At 60.5% G+C, this 17,127-nt stretch carries 16 protein-coding genes; 3 read left to right on the top strand and 13 right to left on the bottom strand.

The annotated features are described in order from the left end of the window. The first annotated feature begins 93 nt into the window (after window positions 1–93). Window positions 94–2,673, top strand: coding sequence for a DNA mismatch repair protein MutS (gene mutS / locus BM382_RS14405; RefSeq protein ID WP_072443137.1), 2,580 nt, complete (start codon window positions 94–96; stop codon window positions 2,671–2,673). Between the two features lie 143 nt (window positions 2,674–2,816). Further along, window positions 2,817–3,140: a ferredoxin FdxA gene (fdxA, locus tag BM382_RS14400; RefSeq protein ID WP_011059555.1), complete on the top strand. Its 324-nt coding sequence runs from the start codon at window positions 2,817–2,819 to the stop codon at window positions 3,138–3,140. A gap of 512 nt (window positions 3,141–3,652) precedes the next feature. Here the strand turns inward: fdxA and rpoS are convergent. The 8 genes from rpoS to BM382_RS14360 all read right to left on the bottom strand — a co-directional run bounded on the left by rpoS (window position 3,653) and on the right by BM382_RS14360 (window position 10,879). Then, window positions 3,653–4,660, bottom strand: coding sequence for an RNA polymerase sigma factor RpoS (rpoS, locus tag BM382_RS14395; protein WP_011059554.1), 1,008 nt, complete (start codon window positions 4,658–4,660; stop codon window positions 3,653–3,655). Window positions 4,661–4,766: 106 nt separating this feature from the next. Further along, window positions 4,767–5,627 (bottom strand): peptidoglycan DD-metalloendopeptidase family protein, encoded by an 861-nt coding sequence (locus BM382_RS14390; protein WP_011059553.1) that lies wholly within the window; start codon window positions 5,625–5,627, stop codon window positions 4,767–4,769. Window positions 5,628–5,839: 212 nt separating this feature from the next. Beyond that, window positions 5,840–6,475: a protein-L-isoaspartate(D-aspartate) O-methyltransferase gene (locus BM382_RS14385; RefSeq protein ID WP_169892832.1), complete on the bottom strand. Its 636-nt coding sequence runs from the start codon at window positions 6,473–6,475 to the stop codon at window positions 5,840–5,842. A 41-nt stretch (window positions 6,476–6,516) separates the two neighbouring features. After that, entirely contained in the window at window positions 6,517–7,266 is a 750-nt protein-coding gene (gene surE, locus BM382_RS14380; protein WP_011059551.1) for a 5'/3'-nucleotidase SurE, read from the bottom strand. Continuing rightward, entirely contained in the window at window positions 7,254–8,312 is a 1,059-nt protein-coding gene (gene truD / locus BM382_RS14375; protein WP_072443135.1) for a tRNA pseudouridine(13) synthase TruD, read from the bottom strand. Before truD ends, surE begins: the two co-directional genes overlap by 13 nt. Further along, complete coding sequence (gene ispF, locus BM382_RS14370; RefSeq protein ID WP_011059549.1) at window positions 8,309–8,782, bottom strand: 2-C-methyl-D-erythritol 2,4-cyclodiphosphate synthase; 474 nt, start codon at window positions 8,780–8,782, stop codon at window positions 8,309–8,311. The genes truD and ispF overlap by 4 nt, the downstream gene beginning before the upstream one ends. A 52-nt stretch (window positions 8,783–8,834) precedes the next feature. Beyond that, a complete protein-coding gene (gene fghA, locus BM382_RS14365; RefSeq protein WP_041116226.1) occupies window positions 8,835–9,680 on the bottom strand; it encodes an S-formylglutathione hydrolase in 846 nt (281 codons plus the stop codon). Window positions 9,681–9,766: 86 nt separating this feature from the next. Further along, window positions 9,767–10,879 carry an S-(hydroxymethyl)glutathione dehydrogenase/class III alcohol dehydrogenase gene (locus BM382_RS14360; protein WP_011059547.1) on the bottom strand — a complete coding sequence of 371 codons (1,113 nt, stop codon included), beginning with the start codon at window positions 10,877–10,879 and terminating at the stop codon, window positions 9,767–9,769. Window positions 10,880–10,983: 104 nt separating this feature from the next. On the opposite strand from BM382_RS14360, the gene BM382_RS14355 reads away from it, so the two are divergent. Further along, window positions 10,984–11,883 carry a LysR substrate-binding domain-containing protein gene (locus BM382_RS14355; protein ID WP_072443133.1) on the top strand — a complete coding sequence of 300 codons (900 nt, stop codon included), beginning with the start codon at window positions 10,984–10,986 and terminating at the stop codon, window positions 11,881–11,883. 117 nt (window positions 11,884–12,000) lie between these two features. On the opposite strand, the gene ispD is transcribed toward BM382_RS14355, so the two are convergent. The 5 genes from ispD to BM382_RS14330 all read right to left on the bottom strand — a co-directional run bounded on the left by ispD (window position 12,001) and on the right by BM382_RS14330 (window position 17,083). Continuing rightward, window positions 12,001–12,708 carry a 2-C-methyl-D-erythritol 4-phosphate cytidylyltransferase gene (gene ispD / locus BM382_RS14350; protein WP_019093200.1) on the bottom strand — a complete coding sequence of 236 codons (708 nt, stop codon included), beginning with the start codon at window positions 12,706–12,708 and terminating at the stop codon, window positions 12,001–12,003. Further along, window positions 12,705–12,983 (bottom strand): cell division protein FtsB, encoded by a 279-nt coding sequence (gene ftsB, locus BM382_RS14345; protein WP_011059544.1) that lies wholly within the window; start codon window positions 12,981–12,983, stop codon window positions 12,705–12,707. The genes ispD and ftsB overlap by 4 nt, the downstream gene beginning before the upstream one ends. Before the next feature lie 172 nt (window positions 12,984–13,155). Continuing rightward, window positions 13,156–14,445 (bottom strand): phosphopyruvate hydratase, encoded by a 1,290-nt coding sequence (gene eno, locus BM382_RS14340; protein WP_011059543.1) that lies wholly within the window; start codon window positions 14,443–14,445, stop codon window positions 13,156–13,158. Window positions 14,446–14,600: 155 nt separating this feature from the next. Further along, window positions 14,601–15,446: a 3-deoxy-8-phosphooctulonate synthase gene (gene kdsA, locus BM382_RS14335; protein ID WP_011059542.1), complete on the bottom strand. Its 846-nt coding sequence runs from the start codon at window positions 15,444–15,446 to the stop codon at window positions 14,601–14,603. Window positions 15,447–15,451: 5 nt separating this feature from the next. Then, window positions 15,452–17,083 (bottom strand): CTP synthase, encoded by a 1,632-nt coding sequence (locus BM382_RS14330; protein ID WP_011059541.1) that lies wholly within the window; start codon window positions 17,081–17,083, stop codon window positions 15,452–15,454. Window positions 17,084–17,127: the final 44 nt, after the last annotated feature.

The raw sequence follows: 17,127 nt of genomic DNA, 5'->3' as shown, positions 1-17,127 counted from the left end.
CCGGGGCACCCATGGTAACCTTGCCGCCATCTGCAAAAAGCCGAGCCCAGCGCTCCTTTGCTTCACCCATTCAACGAATCCGCCTGAATACCGATGAGTAAAAATACCTCCGATCTGTCCTCCCACACGCCGATGATGCAGCAGTACTGGCGCCTCAAGAACCAGCACCCTGATCAGTTGATGTTCTACCGCATGGGCGACTTCTACGAGATCTTCTATGAAGACGCGAAGAAGGCCGCCAAGCTGCTGGACATTACCCTGACGGCGCGCGGGCAGTCGGCCGGCCAGGCGATTCCCATGTGCGGTATTCCCTACCACGCCGCCGAGGGCTACCTGGCCAAGCTGGTAAAGCTCGGCGAGTCGGTGGTGATCTGCGAACAGGTGGGGGACCCGGCGACCAGCAAGGGCCCGGTGGAACGCCAGGTGGTGCGTATCATCACGCCAGGCACCGTGAGTGACGAGGCTCTGCTGGATGAGCGCCGCGACAACCTGATCGCCTCCGTGCTGGGCGACGAGCGTCTATTCGGCCTGGCGGTGCTGGACATCACCAGCGGCAACTTCAGCGTCCTGGAAATCAAAGGCTGGGAGAATTTGCTGGCCGAGTTGGAACGCATCAACCCAGTGGAGCTTTTGATCCCCGATGACTGGCCACAAGGCCTGCCGGCGGAAAAACGCCGCGGTGTGCGACGCCGTGCCCCCTGGGATTTCGAGCGGGACTCGGCGCACAAGAGCCTCTGCCAGCAGTTCTCTACCCAGGACCTCAAGGGCTTTGGCTGCGAAACCCTGACCCTGGCCATCGGCGCCGCCGGTTGCCTGCTCAGCTATGCCAAGGAAACCCAGCGTACCGCCCTGCCCCACCTGCGCAGCCTGCGTCATGAGCGCCTGGATGACACCGTGGTGCTGGACGGTGCCAGCCGTCGCAACCTGGAACTGGACACCAACCTGGCGGGCGGGCGCGACAACACCCTGCAATCGGTGGTCGATCGCTGCCAGACCGCCATGGGCAGCCGTTTGCTGACCCGCTGGCTGAACCGCCCGCTGCGCGACCTCAAGGTCCTGGAAGCGCGCCAATCCTCTATTACTTGCCTGCTGGACGGCTACCGTTTCGAACGGTTGCAACCGCAGTTGAAGGAAATCGGCGATATCGAGCGGATTCTGGCGAGGATCGGCCTGCGCAATGCCCGTCCGCGGGACTTGGCCCGTCTACGTGATGCTCTGGCTGCACTGCCGGAGCTGCAAGAAGCCATGACCGAACTGGAGGCCACTCACCTCAATCAGCTGGCCGCCACCACCAGCACCTACCCGGAACTGGCCGCTCTGCTGGCCAAGGCCATCATCGACAATCCGCCGGCGGTGATCCGTGACGGCGGTGTACTCAAGACCGGCTACGACGCCGAGCTCGACGAGCTGCAGTCGCTGAGCGAGAACGCCGGACAGTTCCTGATTGACCTGGAAGCCCGCGAGAAAGCCCGTACCGGCCTGGCCAACCTCAAGGTCGGCTACAACCGTATCCATGGCTATTTCATCGAGCTGCCAAGCAAGCAAGCCGAACAGGCCCCGGCGGACTACATTCGCCGCCAGACATTGAAAGGCGCCGAGCGCTTCATCACTCCGGAACTCAAGGAGTTCGAAGACAAGGCGTTATCGGCCAAGAGCCGTGCCCTGGCCCGGGAGAAGATGCTCTACGACGCGCTGCTGGAAACCCTGATCAGCCATTTGCCGCCGTTGCAGGATACCGCTGGTGCCCTGGCTGAACTGGACGTGTTGAGCAACCTGGCCGAGCGCGCCTTGAACCTGGACCTCAACTGCCCACGTTTTGTCAGCGAACCTTGCATGCGCATCACCCAGGGTCGTCACCCGGTGGTGGAGCAAGTGTTGACCACGCCGTTCGTGGCCAACGACCTGAGCCTGGACGACAACACGCGGATGCTGGTGATCACCGGTCCGAACATGGGCGGTAAATCCACCTATATGCGCCAGACGGCCCTGATCGTGCTGCTGGCCCATATCGGCAGCTTCGTCCCGGCGGCGAGCTGCGAGCTGTCCCTGGTGGACCGGATCTTCACCCGTATCGGCTCCAGCGACGACCTGGCCGGCGGCCGTTCGACCTTCATGGTGGAAATGAGCGAAACCGCGAACATCCTGCACAACGCAACGGAACGCAGCCTGGTGCTGATGGACGAAGTGGGACGCGGTACCAGCACCTTTGACGGACTTTCCCTGGCCTGGGCTGCGGCAGAACGTCTCGCCCACCTGCGCGCCTATACCCTGTTCGCCACCCACTATTTCGAACTGACGGTACTGCCGGAAAGCGAGCCGCTGGTGGCCAACGTGCACCTCAATGCCACCGAGCACAATGAGCGCATTGTGTTCCTGCACCATGTCCTTCCAGGCCCAGCCAGCCAGAGCTATGGGCTGGCGGTAGCCCAGCTGGCCGGGGTTCCCAGCGCAGTCATCACCCGCGCCCGGGAGCACTTGAGCCGCCTGGAAACCACCAGCTTGCCCCATGAAGTGGCGCCTCAAGCACCGGGCAAACCCTCGGTTCCGCAACAAAGCGACATGTTCGCCAGCCTGCCGCACCCGGTGCTCGACGACCTGGCCAAGCTGGATCTGGATGACATGACGCCACGCCGAGCGCTGGAAATGCTCTATACATTGAAGACACGCATCTAACGCGAACGCCTTCAAGCTGTTAGAATCTCGCGCGGTTTGGGATGCTGCGGACTATTAGCCTGGTTGCGCAGACTATCGCTCCCAAACCTGGCGACCCCGTCATGTAGGGGCTCCGCTGCCGCCGCCTGAGGAGAGAATTAGAAATGACCTTCGTCGTCACCGACAACTGCATCAAGTGCAAGTACACCGACTGCGTAGAAGTCTGTCCGGTGGACTGCTTTTACGAAGGCCCGAACTTCCTGGTGATTCACCCGGATGAGTGCATTGATTGCGCACTGTGTGAGCCTGAATGCCCCGCTGTAGCGATTTTCTCCGAGGATGAAGTCCCGGAAGAGATGCAAGAATTCATTCAGTTGAACGTCGAGCTGGCAGAGATCTGGCCGAATATCACTGAAAAGAAAGATCCGTTGCCGGATGCCGAAGAGTGGGATGGCGTCAAAGGCAAGATCAAGGATCTCGAACGCTGATTCCCCCCGCGTTCCCAAAAGGCCCCTTGCGGGCCTTTTTGCGTTTCTGGGGCAAGGAAATGCCGGCGGGACTTTTCGACAGACGAAAAAAAGGGGCGGTATGACCCGCCCACATTTTTCCCTAGTCCCTGTGTTCCTTTTCATCGTCCTGATGAATCGCTTCCTGCGATGTCCTGACCATCGTCCTTGATGGCTGTGTCTATCCGTCGACACAGGGCTGATATTAGAGAGTTCCCCGGCAAGAGCAATCGCACTATTCGTGTGAAACTTTGTCGAAACTCATAGCCACTCATAAAAAATATTAGATAAATCAACAATATAAAAAACAGCCTACGCAAAACTAGACAACGCAGAAGTAGCCGAGAACCGAATGCGTACGAAAAAGTAATCTTTGGCTTACATGATGGTTGAGAGTTAAGCCAACTTCTCTGGCAATAGCCCATTCAAAACCACAAGCTGCGTGCAATAAAAAGCCCCGAGTCGATCGGGGCTCTTGTGAATCGATCCAGTGGCTACTGAAACAGCGACTCACTGGACAATCCATTCTTCTCGAGAATTTCCCGAAGGCGCTTGAGCCCTTCAACCTGGATCTGCCGAACCCGTTCACGGGTCAGACCGATCTCCAGGCCCACATCTTCAAGGGTGCTGCTCTCGTGTCCACGCAGACCGAAGCGTCGCACCACCACTTCGCGCTGCTTCTCGGTCAATTCGGAAAGCCACTGATCGATACTTTGTGACAGATCGTCGTCCTGCAACAGCTCACAAGGATCTGTCGGACGGTCGTCGGTCAGGGTATCCAGCAGGGTCTTGTCCGAATCCGGGCCCAGGGAGACATCAACCGAAGAAACCCGCTCGTTCAGGCCGAGCATGCGTTTGACTTCGGCCACCGGCTTCTCCAGCAGGTTGGCGATTTCTTCGGGGGAGGGTTCATGATCGAGTTTTTGCGTCAACTCACGGGCGGCGCGCAAGTAGACGTTGAGTTCTTTGACCACATGGATCGGCAACCGGATGGTCCGGGTCTGATTCATGATGGCCCGCTCGATGGTCTGACGAATCCACCAGGTGGCATAGGTCGAGAAGCGGAAGCCGCGTTCCGGATCGAACTTCTCCACCGCTCGGATCAGCCCGAGGTTGCCCTCTTCGATCAGGTCCAGCAGCGACAGGCCACGATTGACATAGCGCCGGGCGATTTTCACCACCAGCCGCAAGTTGCTTTCAATCATGCGCTTGCGCCCGGCCGGATCACCACTTTGCGACAACCGCGCAAAGTGCACTTCCTCTTCGGGGGAGAGCAATGGAGAAAAACCGATTTCATTGAGGTACAGCTGCGTCGCATCGAGTGCACGCGTGTAATCAATGTATTTGTGTTGCTTTAATGAAGCGGAGCTTTTGGATTTGGTGCGAACGGAAGGTGGAGTTGCCCCCTCATTATTCGACATCGAATCCATATCGATGCTGCTCTCCATAAGGAGAACCTCATCGTCGATGTCAAACTCCGGCACTTCTTTACTGAGAGCCATTGTTATAGTCCTTTGGTGAGTTCGACCTCAGGCTCAAGCGGCGCCTTTATCCCTGGCAACGCTGGAGCCTGTTCCCTCTACGTGAGCGGAACAGGCTGGTAACGGATCAACGACGTGGCAGGAATTGCAGCGGATCTACAGGTTTACCTTGTCGGCGAATCTCAAAGTGCAGTTTCACCCGGTCTGTACCAGTTGATCCCATCTCGGCAATTGTCTGTCCGACTTTGACCTGCTGTCCCTCCCGAACCAATAGCTTGCGGTTGTGGCCGTAAGCACTGACGTAGGTTTCGTTGTGTTTGATGATGACTAATTCGCCGTAGCCCCTTAAGCCACTCCCGGCGTAAACCACCGTCCCATCAGACGCAGCTAAAACAGGCTGTCCCAAATCTCCGGCGATATCAATGCCTTTATTCAAACTACCGTTTGAAGAAAATTTTCCAATGAGAACACCGTTCGAAGGCCATCCCCAACCCGTAGGAGCGGGGCCCGCGGGGGTAGCCGGAGCAGGCGCCGGCTTACTCGCTGGGTTGGTGGTGGTGGCAGTTGCAGGCGTTGTCGTGGTGCCTGCCGGGCGACGAATGACCGTGGTCTTGCTGGAGGAAGAGGCACTGGACTGGGTGCTGGTAACAACCGTCGCCGGCGTAGTGCCAGTGCGGCCGTCAAAGCGAATGACCTGCCCGGGATGGATGGTGTAAGGCTCGGCGATGTTGTTGCGAGCGGCCAGCGCCTTGTAGTCCCAGCCATAGCGGAAGGCAATGGAAAACAAGGTGTCTCCGCGACGCACCGCGTACTGCCCGGTGGTCACCGTAGGGCGCTGCGGCGCAACAGTGTTACTGCGCTCGACCACCCCCACGCTGCTGGATTTGGTGCTGGAGCAACCGACCAACAAGGAACTCAAGGCAAGGCCAATCATCAGTCGCTGAAAGCTTGTTGTACCTATACGCTGCGCAATGACTGTGAGACTCACCCGCCGCTCCCTTTGTGGTGGTTGACGATATAGATTGCCTGACTCAGGCGTGAAGTGACGCAAGTATAACTGGACACAGGCGCTTTACCGCTGGCCCAGCACAAGGACAGCCGCAAGAACCTGCCTCTGACCGTCGTATCACTCATTGACGATCGATACGGCACTAAGACACAGCCCGCCAGACAGAATTCACCCCAGCCTGATAAATGCCTTCAGGCCAGGGGACCATTGAGCAACGGCACAAAACGCACCGCCCCCAGGACGTGCCGGGCAAAGCCCTGTTCTTCACGGATGATCAGCATCAACTGCTGCACCTCCCCTGCCCCCACCGGAATCACCAGGCGCCCGCCAGGCGCGAGTTGATCGAGCAGGGCCTGGGGGATATCGGTGGCGACGGCAGTGACGATGATGCCGTTATAGGGCGCCAGCGCCGGCCAGCCTTCCCAGCCGTCGCCCCAGCGAAACACGACGTTGCGCAGGTTCAATTCCTGCAGGCGCTCCTTGGCCCGGTCTTGCAGGACCTTGATCCGCTCCACCGAAAACACCCGCTCCACCAGCTGCGACAACACCGCCGTCTGGTAGCCCGAGCCGGTACCGATCTCCAGTACCTTGTCCAGCGGCCCGGCCGCCAGCAGCAGCTCACTCATGCGGGCCACCATATAAGGCTGGGAGATGGTCTGGTTGTGGCCGATCGGCAGCGCCGTGTCTTCATAGGCACGATGGGCCAGGGCCTCATCGACAAACAGATGCCGCGGTGTGCGCCGAATCACTTCCAGTACCTGAGGGTTGGACAACCCCTCGTCATACAGGCGCTGGATCAGGCGTTCGCGGGTACGCTGGGAAGTCATGCCGATTCCCCGCCGCAGCAGATCGTCTTGCTCGCGAGCCATCAGCGCAGCCCCTCCAACCAGCCATCCAGACTCCTGAACGCGTCATTGAAGGTGCGATCCAGCTGCAGCGGCGTGACAGACACGTAGCCCTGCATCACTGCATGAAAGTCGGTACCGGGCCCGCCGTCCTCGGCGTCGCCGGCGGCAGCGATCCAGTAACCCGCCTTGCCGCGGGGGTCGACCACCTTCATCGGTGCCGCAGCACGGGCGCGATGGCCCAGGCGGGTCAACTGGATGCCCCGAATATGATCAAGCGGCAGGTTGGGAATATTCACGTTCAACACCGTCCGTGGTGGTAAATCCAGCAAGCCCTGGGCTTGCACCAGCTTGCGCGCGAAATAGGCTGCGGTGGCAAGGTTCTCCACCTGGCGCGAGACCAGCGAAAAGGCGATCGCAGGGCGTTGCAGGAAGCGCCCTTCCAATGCAGCGGCGACCGTCCCGGAGTACAGCACGTCATCACCGAGGTTGGCCCCCAGGTTGATGCCCGACACCACCATGTCCGGGTCATGCTCCAGCAGGCCGTTGAGCCCCAGGTGAACACAGTCGGTGGGGGTGCCATTGATGCTGATAAAGCCGTTGCCAAGGGTGTGCGGATGCAACGGACGGTCGAGCGTCAGCGAGCTGCTGGCGCCGCTTTTGTCTTGATCCGGAGCGATAACCACGCACTCGGCGTAATCCGCCAGCGCAGCGTGCAACGCCGCGATACCGGGTGCAGTTACCCCATCATCGTTAGAAATCAGAATGCGCATGAGCTGTCCGTCTGCCCCACCGGCACCAGATCGACGAGTTCACGCACCAAGGCGGTGGCGAAACATCCGGCCGGGAGGACGAATTCCAGTTGCAGAATATCAGGCTCGGGATAATGCCACGTCAAACCGCCAATGGGCAGCCGCAGGATGCGTCGTTCGTGGCTCATGCCGGCTTTTATCAGCCATTCGCACAGTGCCGCCTCGCGGTCGGCCATCTGCTGTTCAAGTTCATGAACCGCACCACCCGCCGGAGACTCGCCTTCGCCCCACAACGGGCCTGTGGGATGCAAGTCAAGAATTGCCAGGCGCGGATCCGTGCATTCATCCGGGCCGGCCATGAAAAAGCTGCGGCTGTCGGTAAATGCCAGCAAGTCGCCCACTTGCGCCTGCTGCCAAGTGCCGTCCGCCACTCGCGCTGCCAGCGCCTGGTTGAACAGGTAGCTGCGGGCGGTGGACAACAGGCGCGAACGCACATTGCGCTGCTCCGGCAGCGCCTGGCGGGCAGCCCAGCTACGGGCGTCCGTCAGGTTGCCACCGTCGTAGCCGAAGCGCTGGGCGCCGAAATAGTTGGGAATACCTTGAGCGGCAATCCTCTTCAGGCGCTCGTCGATGGCTGCCTGATCCGCCTTGAGCTCTGTCAGACGCAGGGTAAAGCCATTGGCGGCATGGGCCCCACGCTGCAATTTGCGCTTGTGGCGGGTGGCCTCGAGGATCTTCAGAGTGTGATTTTCCGCTGCGCCAAGATCCGGATCGGCCTTGCCCGGCAGTTGCACACTGAACCACTGGCGGGTCAGCGCCTGGCGATCCTTGAGCCCGGCATAGCTGACAGTGCGCAACGACACCCCCGCCGCCTTGGCGATCCGCCGCGCCGCTTCCTCGGTGTTCAAGCCGCGTTTTTCCACCCACAGCCACAGATGCTCGCCTTCCCCGCTCAGCGGGATATCGAGTACTTCATCAACCTGGAAGTCTTCGGCAGTGGCCTTGAGTACGGCGCTGCCCAGGGCATCGCCATAGGCCCGCGGGCCCAACAATTGCAGTTCATTCATGGGCGTTGCAACAAGGCCACGGAATGCACGGCGATGCCTTCCTCGCGGCCGACAAAGCCGAGTTTTTCGGTGGTGGTTGCCTTCACGTTCACCTGGTCCAGCTCGACCTGCAGGTCCTCGGCAATCAAGGCCCGCATGGTTTCAATGTGAGGTGCCATTTTCGGTGCCTGGGCGACGATGGTGTTGTCGACGTTGCCGATCTTCCAGCCCTTGGCATGAATCAGCGCGACAACATGACGCAGCAGGACACGGCTGTCGGCGCCCTTGAACTGCGGGTCGGTGTCCGGAAAGTGCTTGCCGATATCACCCAGCGCGGCAGCGCCCAGAAGGGCATCACTGAGTGCGTGTAACAGCACATCACCATCGGAGTGCGCGAGCAGCCCGAAATGGTGGGCAATACGCACCCCCCCCAACGTGATGAAGTCGCCCTCAGCGAAACGGTGCACATCGTAGCCGTGGCCAATACGCATAAAAAAACGCCCCGAAAAAGTCAGGGCGTGATTCTACCTGCTTTGGCAGGTATTAGGCGTTAAGAGCACGTGCATGGTGCTGCAAGTGGTCGTCTATGAAACTGGCGATAAAGAAGTAGCTGTGGTCGTACCCCGGCTGCATCCGCAACGTCAGCTCATGCCCGGCATTCTTTGCCGCTTGCTGCAGCACTTCAGGCTTGAGCTGGCCGGCGAGGAAATCGTCACGATCCCCCTGATCCACCAGCAACGGCAGCTTCTCGGTGGCTTCGGCGATCAGCACGCTGGCATCCCACTCGCGCCAGCGTGAGCGTTCCTCCCCCAGGTAACGGGAAAACGCCTTCTGCCCCCAGGGGCAATCCATCGGGTTGCTGATGGGAGCGAAGGCCGAAACCGACTGATAGCGCCCCGGATTACGCAGCGCGCACACCAATGCCCCGTGACCGCCCATGGAGTGCCCGCTGATCCCACGCTTGTGCGAAGCGGGAAAATGCGCCTCCACCAGCTCCGGCAGCTCGTTCACCACATAATCGTGCATCCGGTAATGCTGGGCCCAGGGCTCCTGCGTCGCGTTCAGGTAGAACCCGGCACCCAGACCGAAATCCCAGGCACCGTCCGGGTCACCGGGCACGCCGGGGCCACGCGGGCTGGTATCCGGAGCGACGATGATCAAGCCCAGCTCGGCAGCCATGCGTTGAGCCCCGGCCTTGTGCATGAAGTTCTCGTCGGTACAGGTCAGGCCGGACAACCAGTAAAGCACCGGCAGCTTGCCGCCCTGTTCGGCCTGGGGCGGCAAATACACGGCGAACACCATGTCACAGCCCAGCACCCGGGAATGATGCTTGTAGCGTTTATGCCAGCCGCCGAAGCTTTTCTGGCAGGAAAGGTTTTCCAGACTCATGGCAGACCTCCAGCGGCACGCCGCAAGCCATGGGCCGCAAGCGGAACTCCCGCTTGGCGCCTGTGGCTTGCCGCCTGCCGCTGCTGTTAGAAGTGAATGACGGAGCGAATGCTCTTGCCTTCGTGCATCAGGTCGAACGCCTTGTTGATATCTTCCAGGCCCATGGTGTGGGTGATGAAGGTATCCAGGGGGATCTCGCCGGTCTGGGACATTTCCACGTAGCTTGGCAGCTCGCTGCGCCCGCGCACGCCACCAAAGGCTGAGCCGCGCCATACCCGGCCGGTCACCAGTTGGAAGGGACGGGTGGAGATTTCCTGGCCGGCACCGGCCACGCCGATGATTACCGATTCGCCCCAGCCCTTGTGGCAGCACTCCAGGGCCGCACGCATCAGTTGCACATTGCCGATGCACTCGAAAGAGAAATCCACGCCGCCATCAGTCATGTCGACAATGACCTCCTGAATCGGACGGTCGAAATCCTTCGGATTGACGCAGTCGGTGGCGCCCAGTTGCTTGGCGATCTCGAACTTGGCCGGGTTGATATCGATGGCGATGATACGCCCGGCCTTGGCCTTGACCGCACCGATGACCGCCGACAGGCCAATGCCGCCCAGGCCGAAGATGGCCACGGTGTCACCGGCCTTGACCTTGGCGGTGTTGATCACCGCTCCGATCCCGGTGGTCACGCCGCACCCCAGCAGGCAGACCTTTTCCAGCGGGGCTTCCTTGGGAATCTTGGCCACGGAGATTTCCGGGAGCACGGTGTACTCGGAAAAGGTCGAGGTACCCATGTAGTGGAAAATCGGCTGACCCTTGTAGGAAAAACGCGTGGTGCCATCAGGCATCAGGCCCTTGCCCTGGGTGGCGCGAATGGCCTGACAGAGGTTGGTCTTGCCCGACAGACAGAATTTGCACTTGCCGCATTCCGGGGTGTACAGCGGGATCACATGGTCACCCACAGCCACCGAGGTCACGCCCTCGCCCACCGCCTCCACCACCGCACCGCCTTCGTGGCCGAGGATCGCCGGGAAGATGCCTTCAGGGTCGGCACCAGACAGCGTGTAGGCGTCGGTGTGGCAGACGCCGGAGGCGACGACCCGCAGCAGCACCTCGCCCGCCTTGGGCATGGCGACATCCACTTCGACGATTTCCAGCGGCTTCTTGGCCTCGAAGGCTACGGCAGCACGTGACTTGATCATCCTGACTCTCCAGCGAATAAAAACGAGGCACAGAGTGTAAAACAGCGCAATGCGATGAATAATCCAGGCAAAAGCAAAACATTATTGCTGTATGGGGACAATCAATGAATGACAACCGTTGGGAAGGTATCGACGAATTTGTCGCGGTCGCCGAATGCAGCCAGTTCACCGCTGCCGCCGAGCGCCTGGGGGTCTCTTCGTCCCATATCAGCCGTCAGGTGGCACGGCTTGAGGAGCGCTTGCAGACTCGCCTGCTGTATCGCAGTACCCGCCGGGTGACCCTGACCGAGGCCGGGCAGACCTTTCTCCAGCATTGCCAACGTCTGCAGGATGGTCGCGAGGAGGCCCTTCGGGCCGTAGGCGACCTGACCAGCGAGCCCAAGGGCATGCTGCGCATGACCTGTGCAGTGGCCTACGGCGAGCGCTTTATCGTGCCGCTGGTTACCCGGTTCATGAGCCTTTATCCGCAGTTGCGGGTGGATATAGAGCTCAGCAACCGCCCCCTGGACCTGGTGCATGAAGGGCTGGACCTGGCGATTCGCCTTGGGCGCCTGCAGGACTCGCGCCTGGTCGCCACTCGCCTGGCCCCACGCCGCATGTACCTATGCGCCTCGCCCTCCTACCTGGAACGTTATGGACGCCCGCACAGCCTGTCGGAGTTGAGCCGGCACAACTGCCTGATCGGCAGCTCGGATATCTGGCAATTGGAACTGGATGGGCGCGAATTTTCGCAACGGGTGCAGGGTAATTGGCGCTGCAACAGCGGGCAGGCGGTGCTGGATGCGGCCTTGCAAGGGGTGGGGCTGTGCCAGTTGCCGGACTACTACGTCCTGAAGCACCTGCAGAACGGTACGCTGATTTCCTTGCTGGAAGCTCACCAACCGCCAAACACCGCAGTCTGGGCGCTGTACCCGCAGCAACGGCACCTGTCACCGAAAGTGCGCAAGCTGGTGGATTATCTGAAACAAGGGCTGGCGCAGCGCCCGGAATACCGCGACCTGTAGCTGCTGCCGCAGGCGGTGACAAGGCCCGCAGGGCCTTCAGGGCCTCAAGAGCGGCGCCTCCTTCCGAGTCGTTCGCAGCCTGCACCAGCAGCTACAAGGTGCAGCGCAAGCCAGCAGTCAGCGGCGGTTGGACCAGCGCTGGCGCAACCATTCCAGGTCTTCGGGACGGGTGACCTTGAGGTTATCCGAGCGGCCTTCGATCAGGCGCGGCGCCTGGCCGGCCCATTCCATCGCCGAAGCTTCATCGGTAATCGCCACATCGGCTACCAGGCTGTCGGCCAGGGCCCGATGCAGGGCACCGAGGCGGAACATCTGCGGTGTGTAGGCTTGCCAGATCAAACTGCGGTCAACGGTTTCCAGCACTCGACCGTGCTTGTCCACACGTTTCAGGGTGTCCCGGGCCGGAACTGCGAGCAGCCCTCCCACAGGGTCATCCACCAACTCACCCAGCAGTTTGTCCAGGTCATCCCGGGAAAGATTGGGCCGGGCGGCATCGTGAACCAGCACCCAGTCGTCATCGGCAGCGCCCTGGGCGTGCAGATGGAGCAAGGCATTGAGCACCGAGCCGGAACGCTCAGCACCACCTTCGACCCGCTGGATCCGCGAATCATGGGCGCAAGCCAGGGCCGGCCAGTAAGGATCATCAACCGCCAGGCTGACCACCAGCCCCTTGAGGCCGGGGTGGTCGAGAAAGCAGCCCAGGCTGTGTTCAAGAATTGTGCGCCCACCCAGTTGCAGGTACTGCTTGGGGCGGTCCGCGGCCATGCGGGCACCAACGCCCGCGGCAGGAATCACGGCCCAGAAGGCCGGCAATACGTCGCTCATTGGGCCAACTGGTAGAGGGTTTCACCCTCCTTGACCATACCCAACTCATGGCGAGCCCGTTCTTCCACGGTCTCCATGCCTTTTTTCAGCTCCATGACTTCCGCATCGAGTACGCGATTTCGTTCCAGCAAACGCTCGTTTTCAGCGTGCTGGTCGGCAATCTGCTGAGTCAGGTCAGCAACCTGGGCCAAGCTGCCGTTCCCCACCCACAGGCGGTACTGCAAGCCAGCCAGCAGCAAGAGCAAGACCAGGAACAACCAATTGGGACTGCGCATCGAATATCGGGTATCCAGTGAAAAAAGACAGCCATGCCAACAACTTCGGACCTACTGATAGCACGAAGCCTGGAAGACCCAGGCTTGTGCTCTTAAGGCATCAGATTAGTGGCAAAAAACTCGCTGTAGCGATTTTCCCGACACAATCCGGTGTCTTTTTACCATCTACTGCTTAGCCGCGAAACTCACCGCGACCGTTGTACTTGGCCTTGCCGTTCAATTGCTCTTCGATACGCAGCAATTGGTTGTACTTGGAAACGCGGTCGGAACGGCACAGGGAGCCGGTCTTGATCTGGCCAGCCGAGGTACCCACGGCCAGGTCGGCGATGGTCGAATCTTCGGTTTCACCGGAACGGTGGGAGATCACCGCAGTGTAGCCGGCAGCCTTGGCCATCTGGATGGCTTCCAGGGTTTCGGTCAGGGTGCCGATCTGGTTGAACTTGATCAGGATCGAGTTGGCGATCTTCTTGTCGATGCCTTCTTTCAGGATCTTGGTGTTGGTCACGAACAGGTCGTCGCCGACCAGTTGAACCTTCTCGCCGATCTTGTCGGTAAGGATTTTCCAGCCGGCCCAGTCGGACTCGTCCAGGCCGTCTTCGATGGAGATGATCGGGTAGCGCTGGGTCAGGCCTTTGAGGTACTCGGCGAAACCTTCGGCGGTGAACACCTGGCCTTCGCCGGACAGGTTGTACTTGCCATCTTCATAGAATTCGCTTGCAGCGCAGTCCAGGGCCAGGGTCACGTCGGTGCCCAGGGTGTAACCGGCGTTGGCCACGGCTTCGGAGATCACTTTCAGAGCGTCTTCGTTGGAAGCCAGGTTCGGTGCAAAACCGCCTTCGTCACCCACTGCGGTGTTCAGGCCACGGGCCTTCAGCACGGCTTTGAGGTGATGGAAGATTTCGGTGCCCATGCGCAGGCCTTCCGAGAAGGACTTGGCGCCAACCGGCTGCACCATGAACTCCTGGATGTCGACGTTGTTATCGGCGTGCTCGCCACCGTTGATGATGTTCATCATCGGTACCGGCATCGAGTAGACGCCCGGAGTGCCATTGAGGTTGGCGATGTGGGCGTACAGCGGCAGGTCCTGGTCCTGAGCGGCGGCCTTGGCAGCAGCCAGGGACACGGCGAGGATCGCGTTGGCGCCCAGGGTGGCCTTGTTCTCGGTACCGTCGAGCTTGATCATGGCCTGATCCAGGGCCTTCTGATCGATCGGGTCCTTACCCAGCAGCAGGTCGCGGATCGGACCGTTGATGTTGGCTACCGCCTTGAGCACGCCCTTGCCCAGGTAACGGCTCTTGTCGCCATCACGCAGCTCCAGCGCTTCGCGCGAGCCGGTGGAAGCACCGGACGGCGCGCATGCACTGCCGATGATGCCGTTGTCGAGAAGCACGTCCGCTTCGACAGTGGGGTTGCCACGGGAGTCGAGAACTTCACGACCTTTGATGTCGACGATTTTTGCCATTGTTGTAAACACTCCAAAGTTGACGAAAACGACGCAGCTGTAGGAAATCTTTTACCGTCGGCAAGGCGGGGAAAGCGGGCAGTCTTGCAGACGATAAGGCTCAGGCCCGGGGGCCTGAGCAATAATCGTGCGGTACTTTACCGGAGAAATCGGTTTTACGCGGTTTCTACCGTCGGAAAACTCTTGACCAGCTCGTCCAGGGCCTTGAGCTGGGCCAGGAACGGCTCGAGCTTGTCCAGGCGCAGGGCGCAAGGACCGTCGCACTTGGCGTTGTCCGGATCCGGATGGGCTTCGAGGAACAGCCCGGCAAGAGACTGGCTCATGCCGGCCTTGGCCAGGTCGGTGACCTGGGCCCGGCGACCGCCAGCGGAGTCGGCGCGACCACCCGGCATCTGCAGGGCGTGGGTCACATCGAAGAACACCGGGTATTCGAACTGCTTCATGATGCCGAAGCCGAGCATGTCCACGACCAGGTTGTTGTAGCCGAAGCTGGAACCGCGCTCGCAGAGGATCAACTGATCGTTGCCCGCCTCTTCGCACTTGCTCAGGATGTGTTTCATTTCCTGGGGTGCGAGGAACTGGGCTTTCTTGATGTTGATCACCGCGCCGGTCTTGGCCATGGCCACCACCAGGTCGGTCTGCCGCGAAAGGAAGGCCGGCAGCTGGATGATGTCGCAGACTTCGGCGACCACGGCAGCCTGGGCCGGCTCGTGGACGTCAGTGATGATCGGCACGCCAAAGGCCTGCTTCACGTCTTCGAAAATCCGCATGCCTTCTTCCAGGCCCGGGCCACGGTAGGAGGTCACCGACGAACGGTTGGCCTTGTCGAAACTGGCCTTGAACACGTAGGGGATACCGAGCTTCTCGGTGACCCGCACGTATTCTTCACAGACCTGCATCGCCATGTCGCGGCTTTCCAGCACATTCATGCCGCCGAACAGCACCATCGGCTTGTCGTTGGCGATCTCGATGTTGCCTACGCGGATGATCTTCTGCGCCATCAGGGTCACGCCTTCTTCTGGTGTTGAGCCAATGCTGCTTTGACGAAACCGCTGAACAGTGGGTGGCCGTCACGGGGAGTCGAGGTGAACTCGGGGTGGAACTGGCAAGCGACGAACCATGGATGATCCTGGGCCTCGACCACTTCAACCAGCGCGCCGTCACCCGAGCGACCGGAGATCTTCAGGCCAGCCTCGATCAGTTGCGGCAGCAGCTTGTTGTTCACTTCGTAGCGGTGACGGTGACGCTCGATGATCACGTCCTTGGCGTAGCAATCGTGGACCTTGGAGCCCGCTTCCAGCAAGCATTCCTGAGCACCCAGACGCATGGTGCCGCCCAGGTCGGAAGCTTCGGTACGCACTTCAACGGCACCGGTGGCGTCTTCCCACTCGGTGATCAGGCCGACGACTGGATGGCCGCTGGTGCGATCGAACTCGGTGGAGTTGGCGTCTTTCCAGCCCATGACATTACGGGCGAACTCGATGACCGCCACTTGCATGCCCAGGCAGATACCCAGGTACGGCACCTTGTTCTCGCGAGCGTATTGCACCGCGGTGATCTTGCCTTCCACGCCACGCAGGCCGAAACCGCCTGGAACCAGGATCGCGTCGACGCCTTCCAGCAGCGCGGTGCCCTGGTTCTCGATGTCTTCGGAATCGATGTAGCGCAGGTTGACCTTGGTACGGTTGGTAATGCCGGCATGACTCATCGCTTCGATCAGCGACTTGTAGGCGTCCAGCAGTTCCATGTACTTGCCGACCATGGCGATGGTGACTTCGTGCTCTGGGTTGAGCTTGGCGTCCACCACTTTTTCCCACTCGGACAGGTCTGCACCGTTGCACTGCAGGCCGAAACGCTCGACGACGAAATCGTCCAGGCCCTGGGCGTGCAGTACAGCCGGGATCTTGTAGATGGTGTCGACGTCTTCCAGGGAGATCACCGCACGCTCTTCAACGTTGGTGAACAGCGCGATCTTGCGGCGCGACGACACATCCACCGGATGGTCGGAGCGGCAGATCAGCACATCCGGCTGCAAGCCGATCGAACGCAGCTCTTTTACCGAGTGCTGGGTCGGCTTGGTCTTGGTCTCGCCAGCGGTGGCGATGTACGGAACCAGCGTCAGGTGCATCAGCATCGCGCGCTTGGAACCGACTTCCACACGCAGTTGACGGATGGCTTCGAGGAACGGTTGCGACTCGATGTCACCCACAGTACCGCCGATTTCCACCAGGGCCACGTCGGCATCGCCGGCGCCCTTGATGATGCGACGCTTGATCTCGTCGGTGATGTGCGGAATCACCTGGATGGTGGCACCCAGATAATCACCACGGCGCTCCTTGCGCAGCACGTGCTCGTACACGCGGCCGGTGGTGAAGTTGTTGTTCTGGGTCATGGTCGTGCGGATGAACCGCTCGTAGTGGCCCAGGTCCAGGTCGGTCTCGGCGCCGTCGTGGGTGACGAACACTTCACCGTGCTGGAACGGGCTCATGGTGCCCGGGTCGACGTTGATGTACGGGTCCAGCTTGAGCATGGTGACCTTAAGCCCCCGCGCCTCCAGGATGGCCGCCAATGAAGCCGAGGCAATGCCTTTCCCCAATGAAGAAACAACACCGCCCGTGACGAATATGTAGCGCGTCATGAAAAACCCTAGAAGTCTGCGTTAAAGCGGTCAGTGCCGCCGGG

This window comes from Pseudomonas sp. NFPP25 (genome assembly GCF_900116505.1).
In the GTDB taxonomy this organism is placed as follows: domain Bacteria; phylum Pseudomonadota; class Gammaproteobacteria; order Pseudomonadales; family Pseudomonadaceae; genus Aquipseudomonas; species Aquipseudomonas protegens.
This window is presented reverse-complemented; position numbering and strand designations above follow the sequence as displayed.

What these genes read in the sequence shown, in the direction of transcription:
- mutS (WP_072443137.1), top strand. Translation starts at nt 94, where the DNA reads ATGAGTAAAAATACCTCCGATCTGTCCTCCCACACGCCGATGATGCAG.
- fdxA (WP_011059555.1), top strand. Translation starts at nt 2,817, where the DNA reads ATGACCTTCGTCGTCACCGACAACTGCATCAAGTGCAAGTACACCGAC.
- rpoS (WP_011059554.1), bottom strand. Translation starts at nt 4,660, where the DNA reads ATGGCTCTCAGTAAAGAAGTGCCGGAGTTTGACATCGACGATGAGGTT.
- BM382_RS14385 (WP_169892832.1), bottom strand. Translation starts at nt 6,475, where the DNA reads ATGACTTCCCAGCGTACCCGCGAACGCCTGATCCAGCGCCTGTATGAC.
- surE (WP_011059551.1), bottom strand. Translation starts at nt 7,266, where the DNA reads ATGCGCATTCTGATTTCTAACGATGATGGGGTAACTGCACCCGGTATC.
- truD (WP_072443135.1), bottom strand. Translation starts at nt 8,312, where the DNA reads ATGAATGAACTGCAATTGTTGGGCCCGCGGGCCTATGGCGATGCCCTG.
- ispF (WP_011059549.1), bottom strand. Translation starts at nt 8,782, where the DNA reads ATGCGTATTGGCCACGGCTACGATGTGCACCGTTTCGCTGAGGGCGAC.
- fghA (WP_041116226.1), bottom strand. Translation starts at nt 9,680, where the DNA reads ATGAGTCTGGAAAACCTTTCCTGCCAGAAAAGCTTCGGCGGCTGGCAT.
- BM382_RS14360 (WP_011059547.1), bottom strand. Translation starts at nt 10,879, where the DNA reads ATGATCAAGTCACGTGCTGCCGTAGCCTTCGAGGCCAAGAAGCCGCTG.
- BM382_RS14355 (WP_072443133.1), top strand. Translation starts at nt 10,984, where the DNA reads ATGAATGACAACCGTTGGGAAGGTATCGACGAATTTGTCGCGGTCGCC.
- ispD (WP_019093200.1), bottom strand. Translation starts at nt 12,708, where the DNA reads ATGAGCGACGTATTGCCGGCCTTCTGGGCCGTGATTCCTGCCGCGGGC.
- ftsB (WP_011059544.1), bottom strand. Translation starts at nt 12,983, where the DNA reads ATGCGCAGTCCCAATTGGTTGTTCCTGGTCTTGCTCTTGCTGCTGGCT.
- eno (WP_011059543.1), bottom strand. Translation starts at nt 14,445, where the DNA reads ATGGCAAAAATCGTCGACATCAAAGGTCGTGAAGTTCTCGACTCCCGT.
- kdsA (WP_011059542.1), bottom strand. Translation starts at nt 15,446, where the DNA reads ATGGCGCAGAAGATCATCCGCGTAGGCAACATCGAGATCGCCAACGAC.
- BM382_RS14330 (WP_011059541.1), bottom strand. Translation starts at nt 17,083, where the DNA reads ATGACGCGCTACATATTCGTCACGGGCGGTGTTGTTTCTTCATTGGGG.